Here is a 13,321-nt window from a genome sequence, read left to right on the forward strand (position 1 = left end):
CCCGCATGGTCCCTGGCGGGTCGGAGTGCGCGGCGGGCGCGGGATGTTGGACAATAAGGGTATGAATGACCGGATTCTCGTGATCGACGACGACACCGCCCTGGCGGAAATGATCGGCATCGTGTTGCAGAGTGAGGGTTTCGAACCCTCTTTCTGGGCCTCGGGCGATGGCGCCCTCGATGCCTTTCACAGGAACCAGCCCGACCTCATCCTGCTCGACCTGATGTTACCGGGCAAGGACGGGCTTGAGGTGTGTCGGGAGATCAGGGCGGAATCCGGTGTCCCCATCATCATGTTGACTGCCAAATCGGATACCGTCGATGTTGTCGCAGGGCTCGAATCGGGCGCCGACGACTACGTCGCGAAACCCTTCAAGCCCAAGGAACTGGTGGCCAGGGTCCGTGCCCGGCTGCGGATGAGCGAGCCGGCTGCGCCCGAGGTCCTACACGTCGCCGACGTGATGATCGACGTGCCGGGGCACAACGTCACGCGCGCGGGCAAGCCCGTTTCGCTGACCCCGCTGGAATTCGATCTGCTGGTGGCCCTGGCGCGCAAGCCCTGGCAGGTGTTCTCCCGTGAACAACTGCTCGAAGAGGTTTGGGGCTACCGCCATGCGGCGGACACCCGCCTGGTCAACGTCCACGTGCAGCGCCTGCGGGCCAAGATCGAACGTGATCCGGAGAAGCCGGATATCGTCGTCACGGTGCGCGGTGTGGGCTACAAGGCCGGTCATTCCGCGTGAGCCGGGCCCACGACGGTGGCGCCGGGCGGGGTGGTCTGCGCGAAACGCGCCAAAGGCTGGTCCGCTCCTATAAGCGCATCGCCGGGGTGTTCGCCAGATCCCTGCAGCTGCGCATCGTCGTGTTGACCAGCGTGTTGACGATCATCGCGATCTTCGGCGTTGGGACGTACATGTCCAAGCAGATCGCGCGCGGACTCTACGAGGCGAAGCTCAGCTCGGCCTCCGCGCAGACCGTCGGCTACGGTCAGGAACTGGGGGCCCTGTCGGGCATCGACGATACGGATCAGTTGCTCGACAGTCTCAACACCCAGCTGCGCTCGATGGTCTCGCGCTCGCCGATGGCACTGCGCTCGATCAATCTGGCACCCGTGGGCAGGCGCGATGACGGCGTCGAATCGATCTCCACCTCGCCCTATGGCGAGGAGCCGGTGCGCACGGCCGATCTGCCGGGGGACTTCCGCAGCAGAGTGCACGATTCGACCGACGGCCAGCAGCTCTACCAGCCGATCGCGCTGCCAGGCGCCGAACGCTCGCCCGGCCTGGTCATCGCGCAGAAGGTGATGATTCCCGCCGCCGGCCAGTTCGAACTCTACGTGGTGGCCGACCTGCAGGACGAGCAGAACACCCTGGAGTTCGTCCAGCGCGCTCTGCTGGTAGCGGCCCTGGTCCTGGTGGTCCTGGTCGGCGCCATCTCCTGGGTCGTCACCCGGATGGTCGTCACACCGGTACGGCAGGGCGCGGATGTGGCCCGCCGGATCGCCGACGGCGACCTCGACCAGCGTATGCCGGTGATCGGCCATGATGAGATCTCTACCCTGGCCCAGAGCTTCAACGATATGGCCGAATCGCTGCAGGACCAGATCCTGCGCATGGAACAATTGACGACCCTGCAACAGCAGTTCGTCTCCGACGTCTCTCATGAGCTGCGCACCCCGTTGACCACGATCCGGATCGCCGCGGACATGATCTACGACGATCGCGACACCTTCGACGAGGCGACCCGACGCTCGGCCGAGCTGCTTGAAAGCCAGGTCGCCCGCTTCGAGAACCTCCTGGCCGATCTGTTGGAGATCTCGCGCTACGATGCCGGCGCCGCCGCTCTGAACACGACTTCGGCGGATCTGACCGATGTGGTCCGCGGCGTCGTCGAATCGGTAGGGGTGCTGGCAGCGCGCAGTGGTTCGCAGCTGGGCCTGCGCGCGCCCAGCCAACCGGTGATGGCCCAGATCGACCGGATCCGTGTCACCCGGGTCGTGCGCAACCTGGTCGTCAACGCCATCGAACACGGGGAGGGCAATCCGATCGAGGTCTATGTCGGATCCAATGCGGAGGCGGTGGCCGTGAGCGTCCGCGACCACGGCGTGGGCCTCAACGACGAACAGGTCCAGCACGTGTTCGACCGGTTCTGGCGCGCCGATCCATCGCGCAAACGCACCCTGGGCGGCTCCGGGCTGGGCCTGGCGATCTCACTGGAGGACGCGCACCTGCACAACGGCTGGCTCCAGGCCTGGGGCAGAGTCGGGGAGGGGTCCTGCTTCCGGCTGACCGTGCCCCGTAGGCAGGGGGAGGACATCGTGTCCTCGCCGTTGCCGCTGCCCCCTGCCGACGCCCTCATCAGCGGTGCGGCACTCGTTGCGGGACCTGCCACCAGCGATGGGTCGGTGCGCGTGCAGACCGGCAGCATCCCCATCGTCGTCGAACTCGATCAGGCCCCGGGCACCCCGCCCGCGGCGGAAGGAGACCGGTCATGAGTGCTACCCGGGCAGGGCGCACGCGGGTAACCGCAGCGCTTGCCGGCGCTCTGTGCCTGCTCCTGCTGCTCACGGGTTGTATTTCGATTCCGCGCTCGGGTCCGATCGGGCAGATCGACGTTGATTCCAGCGAACCGGGTCAGGTCAGGATCGATCCCGACGGCCCCGTGACAGGGGCCAGCCAGGACCAGATCGTGCGTGGATTCCTGGCCGCCGGCACCGGTTCGGCCTCGAACTTCGCCGTGGCCAGGTCTTTCCTGACCGACGATCTGGCGGCTTCCTGGGAACCCCTGGAGTCCGTCTGGGTCCTCAAATCGGGCCACAGCCTCGACTCCATCAACTCCGAGGTGACCAGCGATTCGCAGACCGTCAGTCTGACCCTGCCGGTGCAGGCCCATATCGATTCGACACGGGTCTATCGGGAAGCCGCCGCCGACTCGGAGCGCACGGTGAAGTTCACCCTGCGGCAGGTCAATGGGGAATGGCGGATCTCCAAAATGCCGGCGGGTATCGTGGTGACTCCGGCGAACTTCTCCAGCATGTTCCAGGCCCATTCCCTGTACTACTACACCCCCGACTTTAAATATGCGGTACCCGACACCCGCTGGTACCTGCGCAGTGGCTCGGCCGGCCGGGAACTGGTGGCCGATCTATTGGCGGGTCCCGCCGACTATCTCAAGGGCGCCGTCGTGCCCGCCGTGGGCTCGGGGCGCGGCAAGCTGGGAGTGGGATCCCTGAGCGTCTCCGACGGAGACGCCGCGGTCGAACTGTCCGGGGACCCTCAGTTGAGCGCGCGCGATGCCGAGCGCCTGGCCAAGACCGTGGCGCTGTCATTGCAGTCGATGCCCTCGGTGCGCGATGTGACGGTGACGGGTGCGGGGATGCCCGAGGACGTGGATACCGCGAATCTGCCCAACACCGAGGTCGAGGTACCCGGCAGGCCCGTCGTCCTGCAGGACGGACGGTTGGTGGAACTGGGCGGGGACCGGACCTCGTCTCTGCCTCTGCCCGCACCGAAGAAGGGCGCTGGGAATCCGGCCAGGGACTACACCGGCCGGGTCTTCGCATACCTGGCCGCGGGAGAGCGCGAACTTCATCGGATGACCGTGGGGGGCCGGAAGGACACAGTGGTCGTCAGGGGAAGCTCACTGGCGGCCCCCAGCTTCGATCGATTCGGTTGGCTCTACACGGCCGAGTCGGACACGGGCCGGCTCAAGGTGGTCGGGCCCGACGGGGAGATGAAGACGCTCAAGGCCGGTTTCCTGTCCAAGCGGACCGTGACGGCGGTGCGGGTCTCGCGGGACGGGTCCAGGTTGGTCGTCCTATCGACCGGCTCGAAGGCGGACAGCCGCCTGGACTATATCGGCATCGTCCGTGATTCGGATCAGGCTCCGCGGGAGTTGTCCGGGGACGCGCCGTTGTCGGCGGGCGAGTCGTTCTCCGACCTGCGCGATGTGTCCTGGGCCGGTACCGACACGCTTGTGGCATTGGCCGCGCTGGAGTCCGGTGGGGATCTGCAGCCCTACACCCTGTCGTCCTCCGGAATGTTCGCCGCACGCGGCTCGGTGTCCGAGGGCACTTCGATCAGCGCGGGCACGGACCTGCGCTCGATGCGCATCGGCACCAGAGCCGGCGACGTGTACAGCTATCAGGGGGGCGCCTGGCAGAAGCTCGTCGGCATCAAGTCCTATGAGCCGGCGTTCCCCGGCTGAGCCTGCCCGCGGGACTGCTGCACAGGCGCTCCACAGCCGGGTGACCGCCGGTCACAGCCGGGCCAGGGGGCTTGTGGGTGCGTCCTGGGCCGATCATCCTGGTCGGGTGGGACTGTGGAGCGAATTGGCCGAACTCCTCCTGCCGCCGACCTGTGCGGGCTGCGGGGCGGAGACCGTGAGCCTGTGCGGGGTGTGTCTGAGCCATCTGGATAGCCCGCCCCGCTGGAGCCTGCCCCGCTATGGGACACAGCGTGTCTGTGGGGCGGGAGAATACACGGGAGTGCTGCGTGAGGTCCTGGTGTCGTACAAGGCCCGTGACAGGCGCGATGTCCTTCCCGTGCTGGGCCTCGTACTGGCGCGCACGATCGTGGCGGCGCTGGCGGAGTCAGCAGGCGTCGAGCCGGCGCGCGGCCTGGTGCTGGTGCCGGTCCCTGCAAGTGCCAGGAGCGCGCGCGAACGCGGGGGCAACCACGTTGCGGCCTTGGCCGGGGCGGCCTGCCGTCTGCTGGGTGCGGACGGGCTGGACGCCCGGGTGGGCGAGCTGCTGCGGGTCAGAGGCGCCCACCGCGATCAAGTGGGCCAGGGCAGCAGGGGCCGGCGGGCGAATGTCCGCGGCACACACGCAGTGGCCGATCCGGCCGCTGCCAGACGGCTCGTCGCGCTGCGGCCGGTCGTCGTCCTCGTCGACGATATCTGTACGACCGGAGCGACCCTGGCCGAAGCGGCCCGCGCGCTCGGGCGTGTGCAAATCCAGGTTGATTCCATTGCGGTTTTGGCAATTACCGGCGATGCCGCACACCGGGATACCGCGGCTGGTATGTAATGGAGACACCCCGAACGGAACGGATCGCGGATCATCCCGATGCCGCCCAAGGCGGGGTCGCCAATCCCTCAGGGATCAAAGGAGAAACAGCATGGACATCGTGGTCAAGGGTCGTCACCTGAACGTCTCGGACAGTTTCCGGGCTCATGTCGAGGACAAGGTATCCAAGGTAGAACAGCTCGCCCCGCGCGCTCTGCGGGTCGAAGTGGTTCTCACCCACGACGGCAATGTGAAGCATCCGGAGACCTCGGAACGTGTCGAGATCACCGTCGTTGCCAAGGGCCCGGTGCTGCGCGCCGAGGCCTGCGCCTCCGATAAGTACGCAGCCCTCGACCTGGCCTGGGCGAAACTGCTCGAGCGCCTGCGCCGGGCCCGCGACCGCCAGAAGGTCTCGCGCCAGGGCAAGCACAGGGCGGAATCCACAGCGGAGGCACTGAGCCGGCTGGAGGTCAAAGAACCCCTGCTCGACCAGAGGGACGACACCGGCCTCGACGAGGCGACCGTCGACCAGACGGGTGGCCGGGTGCCGGCAGAGGGCCAATCTCCCGTGGTGCTGCGCGAGAAGACCTTCCCCGCCGCCCCGATCGCGATCGACGAGGCCCTCAACCGAATGGAGATGGTCGGTCACGACTTCTACCTCTTCATCGACGTGCACACGCAGAAGCCATCGGTCGTCTATCGGCGGCGCGGCTGGAGTTATGGTGTGATCGCCCTCGACGAATCGCTGGTCGCAGCCGACTGATCCGGGTTCCGGAAATCGGAATCGCCACGGCGCCCCGCCTCCTGAACAGGAGGCGGGGCGCCTGCGTGTGTGCGGCCAAGCGGTGGGCGAGTGAGGCAACACTCAGGTGCGACGCGTTAGAGTAGTGCCTTGGAGAACCGGCGGAGCCGGGATGGACAGAAGACCTGAGTGATGTAACAAGGAGAACCGTGGCCAATATCCTCGAAAAGGTGCTTCGCATGGGCGAAGGACGCACGCTGAAGAAGCTGCGCAACTATGCCGATGCGATCAACGCCCTGTCAAACGAATTCGAGGGCATGACGGATGCGGAACTGCGCGAGGAGACCGATCGGTTCCGCGAGAGGATCGCGGATGGGGAGTCCCTGGACTCGTTGCTGCCGGAGGCCTTCGCCGCGGTCCGCGAGGCCTCGGCGCGCACTGTTGGAATGCGTCACTTCGACGTTCAGCTGATGGGCGGGGCCGCCCTGCACCTGGGCAATATCGCCGAGATGAAGACCGGTGAGGGCAAGACCCTGGTCGCCACTGCCCCGGCCTATCTCAACGCCCTGGCCGGCAAGGGCGTGCACATCGTCACGGTCAACGACTTCCTGGCCGGCTACCAGTCGGAGATCATGGGTCGTGTCTTCCGCTTCCTGGGCATGACCACCGGCTGCATCCTGTCCTCGATGAGCCCGGACCAGCGGCGCAAGCAGTACGCCGCGGACATCACCTACGGCACGAACAACGAATTCGGCTTCGACTACCTGCGTGACAATATGGCCTGGTCGCCCGAGGAGATGGTTCAGCGCGGGCACAATTTCGCCATCGTCGACGAGGTCGACTCGATCCTCATCGACGAGGCCAGGACCCCCTTGATCATCTCGGGTCCCGCAGACGGCGATGCCAACCGCTGGTACGGAGAGTTCGCGAATGTGGTCAAGCGGCTCAAGGACGAACGCGACTACGAAGTCGACGAGAAGAAGCGCACGGTAGGTGTGCTGGAACCGGGGATCGAACGCGTCGAGAACTACCTGGGCATCGCCAATCTATACGATCCGGAGAACACCGCGCTGATCGGCTTCCTGAACAACGCGATCCGGGCCAAGGAGCTGTTCAAGCGCGATAAGGACTATGTCGTGCTCGACGGAGAGGTGCTCATCGTCGATGAGCACACAGGCCGCATCCTCAAGGGCCGACGGTACAACGAAGGCCTGCACCAGGCGATCGAGGCCAAGGAGGGCGTCGAGGTCCAGGCGGAGAACCAGACCCTGGCGACCGTTACCCTGCAGAATTACTTCCGCCTCTACGGCAAGCTCTCCGGGATGACCGGCACGGCGGAGACCGAGGCCGCCGAGTTCATGTCCACCTACAAGCTGGGTGTGGTGCCGATCCCCACGAACAAGCCGATGCGGCGCATCGACCAGGCGGACTTCGTGTACAAGAACGAATTGGCGAAATTCGACGCGGTCGTCGAGGACATCGCCGAACGCCACGAATCCGGTCAGCCGGTTCTGGTGGGTACGACCAGCGTGGAGAAGAGCGAGTACCTATCCCAGCAGCTGGCCAAGCGGGGCATTGCGCACGAGGTTCTCAATGCGAAGAACCATGCGCGCGAGGCCGCAATCGTGGCACTCGCCGGCCGTGCGGGCGCGGTGACCGTTGCGACGAACATGGCCGGCCGTGGTACCGACATCATGCTCGGAGGCAACGCGGAATTCATCGCGGTGGCCGAAATGCAGTCGCGCGGCCTGGATCCGCAGGAGGATTCCGAGCGCTACGAGGAGGTCTGGCCGGAGGTCCTGGCCGCTGCAGAGGCAACCGTCGAGACCGAGGCCGAGGACGTCCGTGCGGCGGGCGGCCTGTACGTTCTGGGCACCGAGCGCCATGAGTCGCGTCGTATCGACAATCAGCTGCGCGGCCGCTCCGGGCGTCAGGGCGACCCCGGCGAATCCCGGTTCTACCTGTCGCTGACCGACGATCTGATGCGGCTGTTCGGTTCCGGCGCGGCCGAACGCATCCTGGCGACCGCCAATGTTCCCGATGATGTGCCCCTGGAATCGAAGATGGTCTCCCGCGCCATCCTCTCAGCGCAGTCCCAGATCGAACAGCGCAACGCCGAGCAGCGCAAGAACGTCCTGAAGTACGATGACGTGCTCAACCGCCAGCGCGAACTCATCTACGCCGAACGCCGCAAGGTGCTCGACGGTGAGGATATGAAGGACCAGGTTGCGGCCTTCCGTACGGAGGTCATCGAGTCGTACATCACCGCGGCGACCCACGGACCGGCCGAGTCCTGGCAGATCGACGAACTGTTCACCGCGCTGTCGGATCTCTACGATCCCAGTATCGATGAAAACGACCTGATCGCCGATGTCGGTTCCAAGGCGAATCTGAGCCGGGACAAGCTGGTCAAGGAGATCGGGTCGGACGCCGACCTGGCGTACGACAAACGTGAGGCTGCCCTGGGCGACGGAGCGATGCGCGAACTGGAGCGCCGTGTCATGCTGTCGGTGATCGACAAGCGCTGGCGGGACCACCTCTACGAAATGGACTACCTGAAGAATGGCATCGGTCTACGTGCCATGGCCCAGCGCGACCCCCTGGTCGAATACCAGCGCGAGGGCTTCGAGATGTTCACCGCGATGCAGGACGGCATCAAGGAGGACGTCGTGCGGATGACCAACAAGCTGGAGGTCACGGTGACCGTGGACCCGGGTGAGGATCTGGACGACCCCAGTGACGACACCTATGAGGTGGGTGCGGCCGAGCTCGAGCGCAAGCAGCAGCCGCTGCTGCTCTCGGGGCCCGATGGTGATGCGGTCGAGTCCTCCGAAGACGATGAGACGCAGCAGGCTCCGCAGAACAGGGCGGAACGCCGGGCCGCCAAGAAGCGCAAGTAGCGCAAGGAGCGCACCCGCGTCCTCACAGGCCGGAGAAGGCAGTGGCGATCCAGCGGTCGGCGATCAGCTCCAGCCGTAGGGCGAGTGCGCGATGACGGCGGGAGGTCGCGACCACCAGCGCGGCCTCGGCCACGGTCTGTGAGAGTCTACAGATCCGGGGGACTCCGGCTCCGAGGACCCGGGTGGCGGGTCCACCGGATCCCACTAGGCGTTCGCGCAGCGCCGCTTGTCGGCACAGTCGGGCGAACAGTTCGGGGTCGACCCAGCGGGCGATGGTGGCAGGCCGGCGTAGTCCACAGGAGACCTCGAGGGCGGCGATCGCCAGTGATCGGGCGGTACGGGCCACGAGTTCGGAGTCGATCGGGGCACGCGGTTCCGCCGGCTGGGCCACCGGTGGTGGAGCCGGGCGACGGCGGGACGGTGCCGGCCGGGGGCCGCGCAGGCGGGGCAGGTCCTGGACTCCGTCGAGCTGGATGGTCATGGCATCTCCAATCGAAGACCGGGCATGATGAGGTTGGGGTTGGAGCCGATAAGGCTCTTATTGTGGCTGTAGATGTGATCGACCTGCTTCGCTAGCCGAGCCGTCGTGGGGTGTTCGGTTCCTTGGGCGCTCAGCTGCGCGCGTGCTATCGACCAGAGGTTGTCCCCGCGGACGACGGTGACGATTGCATGCTGGGAGGTCCGTTCCGGGGCGGCCGGGGAGCTCTGCGGCGCGTCGGGGAGAGGGTCCTGAGCATTCTTCGGCCGGTCCCGCGGCGGAATAGGTGACTCTGCAGTCGACTCTGCGCGCGGCGGTGACGACGAGCCGGTGGCGGTGTTCTCCGGCCGTTGTGGCGCCGCCGTGGTGGGCCAGCCCGGATCGGTCCGGGAGGTGGGCCAGCCGGGCGAGCCGGCACTGGGCGCGGGCGAGTCGGGTTCCGTCTGCATCGCGGCCTGAGCCGGCAGGGCTGCCGCACCGAGTCCCGTCCCCAGCGCGCCGGCGAGGGCGACGCGGGCGATTCTGGGACTCAGGGTGCAGGCGGCCCTGCGCAGCGTCGGCGCACCGGGCAGGTGCAGGACGTCGGTCAGCCGGGCCAGGCCGGCTAGGCACAGGGCCAGCTGGATGGTGAGGACGTAGAGGCAGCCCAGGCCGGAGAGGACGAGCACGAGGCCTGCGGCGATATCGCCGGACCGCAACTCGTCTATCAGCCCGGGCACAAGGTTAAACAGAATCGCCTGTGGAACGAGCGGAAGCAGAACGATCGAGCATGTCAGCAGTCGTCGCATGGCTACTCCTAGCAAGGGGTTTTCAATTGCCATAACTATTGCAAACAGCATCAAACAGTGTCAATAGATTTTTTGGAAGTCATGTGCTTGTCATCACACGTTCGGTATAGCAAGATGAACACATGGACGAGTTGAACCGCTTCGAGCGCGTTTTCGCGGATCTCGAGGCCCGTATCGACGCTGAAGAGCGTTTCGACCGTCTGGCCCAGGTGCCGGACCTGATGCACGAGTCGTATGCGGATCATGGTCTGGTCGAGCGAGTGGCCGGACTGCTGGGCACCCGGATCGAAGTCACCGTGCAGGGCCATGTGTTCACAGGCTCACTCGTCGATCAGGGGGAGGGGTGGCTGGCGCTGGAGACGCCCGCACGCCTGCTCGTCGCGCTGCGCGCGGTGCAGCTGTTGCGGGTGCCGGTCCGGGGTCGGGTACCGGCGGATCTGTTGAGTGCGTTGTCCCTTGCCTCACCGTTGCGGGAATTGAGCCGACGCCGTGTTCCGGTGCGCATCGCCCTGGTCGGCGGACTGGTGGTCGAGGGGAGGATCGCTGCGGTGGGCGGGGACTATATGCAACTGCGGGCAGCGGATCACCATCAGGTGATCCCGCTGCCCGCAGTTGATTTCGTCCAGGAACTGCTGTGAGCCTACAGGTCCGCTGCCCCCGATTCGATTGCAGAGCGGGTCTCCCGGTACATCCGCTGGATGTAGTCCTCGAGCTCCGTCTTCTCCACCCGCCACTGTCCGCGGCCGCCGACTTTGATGGCCCGCAGTTCTCCGGATCGGACCAGTGCCCTGGCCTGGGCGGCGGAGACGTTGAGTACCTCCGCGACATCGGTCAGCGGCAGGAAGCGTGTTTCAACCACCATGGGGGACCCCTCCATTCACTAGGATACGCGCAACTCGCAATGAAAGTTCCTTTGCCGACTGACATTATCGAATAACGCTGTTTGTTACATTTAACCACTATCCACAGTAAGATGAAAGGAAAGATCGTGGCTTCCCATGGAACTCCCCGTTTTTCTCGACCCCGACTCCGCGATCCCCGTGTGCTGATTGGCGTGGTCCTGGTCCTGGCCAGCGTGCTGGGCACCTGGTTCATCGTCAGACAGGCGGCGCAGACGACGCGGGTCTGGGCTGCCGCACACGTTCTGGTCCCCGGCACTGTGCTCGCCGAAGGCGATCTGACCGCTACAGAGGTCAGCCTGCCGGGCAACGCCGGGGCCTATCTGTCGGCGCACGATGCCGCACCCATCGGCTCCACGGTCCTGAGATCGGTGGGAGCGGGCGAGCTGGTTCCCGCGGGCCAGCTCGGCTCACAGGAGCAGTTGCAGGGCCGGCTGTTGAGCCTCGACCTGTCCGAAAGTCTGCCGCAGGCGGTGACGGCCGGCAGCAGAGTGGACATCTGGGCAGCCGATTCCGATGCGGAGACGGTCGAGCCGAAGGAGATTCTCTCCGGCATCGACGTGGTCAACGCAGACCATTCGGCCGGTGGCTTCGCGCAGGCCTCCGGTGCCAGGCTGGAGGTCTTCGTGCCCACGGACAAACTCTCCCAGATCCTGGCCGCCCAGGCGTCCGGCCACCGGATCTCTGCGGTCTCGGTGCCGGCCGCCACCACAGAGGCGATGCCATGATCGGGCTCATCGTCGCCCTCGATGCCGAGTTCGAGGCGGGGGTCGTCGCACGCCTGGGCGAGGTGCCCGATCTGACCGTCATCGCTCGTCCCGCAGATGAGGCCGAGCTCCTGGCCCTGGCAGCGGCCGGCGAGGGCCAAGTCGTGCTGTTGGGACGTTATTTCCCCGGTCTCGACGCCGATGTCGTGCGCGGGCTCAAACACACGGGGGTGCACATCCTGGCCATGGGCCAGGAGGCCGATTTCCGGGGGTGGGACCTGCCGGTGGCCGGGCTCGACCTGCCCGTCGCAGACCTGGCGGCGCGGATCCGTTCGAGCGCCGCCAGCGTGGTGGCTCCGCCGCGGCCGGCGCAAAAGCCGGCCGAGGCGCGGCGCACGGGTACGATCATCGCGGTCTGGGGTACTGCCGGGGCGCCGGGGCGGTCGACCGTGGCCGCCGCTCTGGCGCAGCGCCTGTCCTTGGTCGGGGAGACGGTGCTGTGCGATGCGGACACGGTGGCGGCCAGCCAGGCGGTCCTGTTCGGGGTGCTCGACGAGGCTCCGCAGATCGCGGCACTGTGCCGGTTGATGCGCTCCGGGCGACCAGCTCCCGAGGCCGTCTCCGCCCAGCTGAGCAGTGTGGCCCCCGGGCTGCGCCTGATCACCGGGATGAGCCGGGCGGACAGATGGCAGGAGGTCGGACCGGGCGTGCTGGGAGAAGTACTCGAGGAACTGCGCGCGCACGCCGCGGTGACCGTCGTGGACGTCTCCGACCGGCTCGACGGGGAGGAGTTCGACCCGCACTCCGACCGCCACGGTGCCACCCGGGCGGTGTTGGCCGCGGCCGACCACGTCCTCGTGCTCGGCAATGCCGACCCGCTGGGGCTGCTCCGGCTGGTCAATCTCGTCACCTCCGATGACTTCGCACAGCTGACGGACAGGGCGACCATCGTGGTCAACAAGGTCAGGGAGTCCGCCGTCGGCCCCGATCCGCAGTCCGTCGTATCCGCAACCCTGAGTCGGTTCGTCGGTGTTAGACAATACTGCTTCCTCCCTGCCGCGGGGGAGGACCTGGACCGGGCGCTGCTGGCCGGGCGCAGCATCGGCGAAGCGGCGCCGCACAGCGCATTCGTCGAGGCGATCGACGCGCTGCTGACCGAAATGCCCGGCCTGCCGCGCCCGGCCACCCGGCGGCGCAGCCTGCGGGGTGTGCGAAAGGGCAGGGGCCGACGACGCCGCGTAGCACGTTTGTGACATCCCTCTGACACAATGGGGGCATGCCCGTGACCGAAGCGATTCGCTGCTATCTTCCCACCACGCTCGGCGCCCTCGCAGCCGCCTGGGAAACCCTGCCCACCACATCCGTGACGGTCTTCGCGCCGGCGGACACCGGCCTGCGCGGCGAGGCGCGGGAGGAGGCGGAATGGACCGCCTTCGAGGTCGCGGCGGCCCAGGCCGTGGATCCGGCACTGACCACCGGAGAGCCGCGGGTGATCCTCGCCCTGGACGCGGGCGTGCGGCCGGCGGACCGGCCCCTGGGTGTCTATCCCGGCGTCGTGACGTACGCCCTGCCCGGAATCGAATCCGCGCGGATCGTCTCGGCCCATATGGACGAGGCCGCGACCATCGACGCGGTGGCCGGCCAGGACGCTCAAACGGCGGCTCAGACGTTGTTGTCCGCGGATCTGCTGTGGTATGACGCCGCGGAGATCCCCCTGCTCATCGACTCATCGTCCCAGGGGCCCGCCGCGGCCTGCGCGGGGATAGAGTGAGAGGACATCAACGACGATGAACAATCCGA

Annotated in this window: 13 protein-coding genes; 10 read left to right on the forward strand and 3 right to left on the reverse strand. The window is 66.7% G+C overall.

Translation table 11 applies throughout. From position 1 onward, the window contains the following. The first annotated feature begins 61 nt into the window (after window positions 1-61). From mtrA to secA, 6 genes are all read left to right on the forward strand, one after another. Window positions 62-742 carry an MtrAB system response regulator MtrA gene (gene mtrA / locus NQ038_RS01895; protein ID WP_257048695.1) on the forward strand — a complete coding sequence of 227 codons (681 nt, stop codon included), beginning with the start codon at window positions 62-64 and terminating at the stop codon, window positions 740-742. After that, on the forward strand, window positions 739-2,493 hold the full coding sequence (gene mtrB, locus NQ038_RS01900; protein ID WP_257061702.1) for an MtrAB system histidine kinase MtrB: 1,755 nt from the start codon (window positions 739-741) through the stop codon (window positions 2,491-2,493). Before mtrA ends, mtrB begins: the two co-directional genes overlap by 4 nt. Continuing rightward, complete coding sequence (locus NQ038_RS01905) at window positions 2,490-4,205, forward strand: LpqB family beta-propeller domain-containing protein (RefSeq protein WP_257061703.1); 1,716 nt, start codon at window positions 2,490-2,492, stop codon at window positions 4,203-4,205. The genes mtrB and NQ038_RS01905 overlap by 4 nt, the downstream gene beginning before the upstream one ends. 106 nt (window positions 4,206-4,311) lie before the next feature. Continuing rightward, window positions 4,312-5,028, forward strand: a complete 717-nt coding sequence (locus tag NQ038_RS01910) for a ComF family protein (protein WP_257058511.1) — start codon at window positions 4,312-4,314, stop codon at window positions 5,026-5,028. Between the two features lie 91 nt (window positions 5,029-5,119). Beyond that, window positions 5,120-5,770: a ribosome hibernation-promoting factor, HPF/YfiA family gene (gene hpf, locus NQ038_RS01915; protein WP_257048690.1), complete on the forward strand. Its 651-nt coding sequence runs from the start codon at window positions 5,120-5,122 to the stop codon at window positions 5,768-5,770. A gap of 188 nt (window positions 5,771-5,958) precedes the next feature. Continuing rightward, on the forward strand, window positions 5,959-8,649 hold the full coding sequence (gene secA, locus NQ038_RS01920; RefSeq protein WP_257061704.1) for a preprotein translocase subunit SecA: 2,691 nt from the start codon (window positions 5,959-5,961) through the stop codon (window positions 8,647-8,649). Between the two features lie 22 nt (window positions 8,650-8,671). Here secA and NQ038_RS01925 read toward each other — a convergent pair whose 3' ends face one another. Next, complete coding sequence (locus NQ038_RS01925) at window positions 8,672-9,130, reverse strand: Rv3235 family protein (RefSeq protein WP_257048688.1); 459 nt, start codon at window positions 9,128-9,130, stop codon at window positions 8,672-8,674. After that, window positions 9,127-9,915 (reverse strand): LysM peptidoglycan-binding domain-containing protein, encoded by a 789-nt coding sequence (locus tag NQ038_RS01930; RefSeq protein ID WP_257061705.1) that lies wholly within the window; start codon window positions 9,913-9,915, stop codon window positions 9,127-9,129. The genes NQ038_RS01925 and NQ038_RS01930 overlap by 4 nt, the downstream gene beginning before the upstream one ends. A 122-nt stretch (window positions 9,916-10,037) precedes the next feature. On the opposite strand from NQ038_RS01930, the gene NQ038_RS01935 reads away from it, so the two are divergent. Continuing rightward, on the forward strand, window positions 10,038-10,553 hold the full coding sequence (locus NQ038_RS01935; protein WP_257061706.1) for a hypothetical protein: 516 nt from the start codon (window positions 10,038-10,040) through the stop codon (window positions 10,551-10,553). Window positions 10,554-10,555: 2 nt separating this feature from the next. On the opposite strand, the gene NQ038_RS01940 is transcribed toward NQ038_RS01935, so the two are convergent. After that, the gene (locus NQ038_RS01940; protein WP_257048685.1) at window positions 10,556-10,777 is read right to left on the reverse strand and encodes a helix-turn-helix domain-containing protein; all 222 of its coding nucleotides are present in this window, start codon (window positions 10,775-10,777) and stop codon (window positions 10,556-10,558) included. 180 nt (window positions 10,778-10,957) lie between these two features. Here NQ038_RS01940 and NQ038_RS01945 point away from each other — a divergent pair, with 180 nt between their 5' ends. From NQ038_RS01945 to NQ038_RS01955, 3 genes are read left to right on the forward strand one after another with little or no spacing between them, the layout of a single operon-like run. Beyond that, entirely contained in the window at window positions 10,958-11,542 is a 585-nt protein-coding gene (locus tag NQ038_RS01945) for an SAF domain-containing protein (RefSeq protein WP_257061707.1), read from the forward strand. Beyond that, window positions 11,539-12,774 (forward strand): hypothetical protein, encoded by a 1,236-nt coding sequence (locus NQ038_RS01950; protein ID WP_257048682.1) that lies wholly within the window; start codon window positions 11,539-11,541, stop codon window positions 12,772-12,774. Before NQ038_RS01945 ends, NQ038_RS01950 begins: the two co-directional genes overlap by 4 nt. Window positions 12,775-12,797: 23 nt before the next feature. Next, a complete protein-coding gene (locus NQ038_RS01955) occupies window positions 12,798-13,292 on the forward strand; it encodes a hypothetical protein (RefSeq protein ID WP_257048681.1) in 495 nt (164 codons plus the stop codon). Window positions 13,293-13,321 lie beyond the last annotated feature (29 nt).

This window comes from Brevibacterium sp. 50QC2O2, from assembly GCF_024580675.1.
Taxonomy (GTDB): Bacteria; Actinomycetota; Actinomycetes; order Actinomycetales; family Brevibacteriaceae; genus Brevibacterium; species Brevibacterium moorei.